The 1,517-nt window shown below is 41.1% G+C and carries 1 pseudogene; it reads left to right on the top strand.

Annotated features, from left to right (window positions below):
- Positions 1-1,517, top strand: a pseudogene (locus ACFING_RS01240) (hypothetical protein); the annotation flags it as partial.

Below are 1,517 nucleotides of genomic sequence, written 5' to 3' on the forward strand. Positions count from 1 at the left end.
GTTGGTAGTGCATTTACTGGTCTTGATGAGAATATCAAAAATGTGAATGCACGGATTAAGGAAGTCTCAGAAGGAGTAGCACAAGATTCTTTATCATGGAGCGAGGGTGAAAAATCCTTTGTAGCCTTGCACGGAGGAAAAGACGGTGCAAAGACAAATAGCAAGATTAAGTTCCTTGCGGCAGGAGATATTACGAAAGAATCTACAGATGCAGTAAATGGCTCCCAATTTTATTCCTTAGGAAAAGATCTTGCATCGTACTTAAACGGTGATGCTAAGTATGAGAAAAATCAATGGTTGTTGCCTAGATTTAAAGTTACACACCTTAAAGAAGATGGCACATCAGAAGAAGCTGAGTACGATAGTGTTTCAGAAGCTCTTTCAGGTGTTGGTAATTCTTTCACGAATGTGGTTAAAGACTTTAATGACAAAGTCACGAATATCACAGAATCTGTCCAAGGCGATGCGCTGTTGTGGAATAAGGACGCAGAGGCGTTTGTAGCCAAGCATGGGTACAAGGAAAGCAAGACGAACAGCAAGATAACGTCGCTTGCAAATGGGGATATCACTAAAGACTCAAGCGATGCTGTAACAGGAAATCAGCTATATGCTCTAGGTAACAGTGTTGCGCAGTCTTTAGGTGGTGATGCTAGTTATGCAGGTGGCGCTTGGACGGCTCCAAGTTTCAAAGTTAAGATCGTTAATGAGGATGGTACTAAAGTTGAAGAGAAGAAGTATGATACTGTATCGGAAGCATTTGCTGGTGTAGGAACATCTTTTGAGAATCTTCAAAAAGAGTTTACTCAAAACAACACGGAGGTTACTGAAAATATTAAGCAGAATGCGTTGTTGTGGAGTGATTCTGAAAAGGCGTTTGTAGCAACACATAGAAAGGGTGATGAGAAAGGCAACAGTAAAATTAAGTTTCTTTCCAATGGAGAGGTTTCTGCAAGCTCAAGTGAAGCGGTCAATGGTTCTCAGCTTTTTGATACGAATAAGACTGTTGCAACTTATTTAGGTGGTGGCGCTGAATATAAAGAAGGTCATTGGAGTGCTCCAAGCTTCAAAGTTAAGATCGTCAAAGAAGATGGCAGTGCTGTTGAAGAGCAAAGTTATGATGATGTTGCTAAAGCATTTGCTGGTGTAGGGAATTCATTCACGAATATTCACAAAGAGCTTAAGAATGAGATTAACCAAGTTGTGGGAGATAGTCTTGTTAAACAAGATGAAAAGACACATGCTATTAGTGTCGGGGGTGAAAAGAGTGGTACAGAAGTTAAGCTTTCGAATATTGATGGTGCCGCACGGACTCTTTCCGGTGTGAAATCAGGAACGCTTTCGGAAGCATCGAGTGAGGCGGTCAATGGTTCTCAGCTTTTTGATACGAATAAGACTGTTGCAACTTATTTAGGTGGTGGCGCTGAATATAAGGAAGGTCAATGGAGTGCTCCAAGCTTCAAAGTTAAGATCGTCAAAGAAGATGGCAGTGCTGTTGAAGAGCAAAGTTATGATGATGT

This window comes from Bartonella sp. AP150HLJHH, assembly GCF_042196385.1.
Lineage (GTDB): Bacteria > Pseudomonadota > Alphaproteobacteria > Rhizobiales > Rhizobiaceae > Bartonella.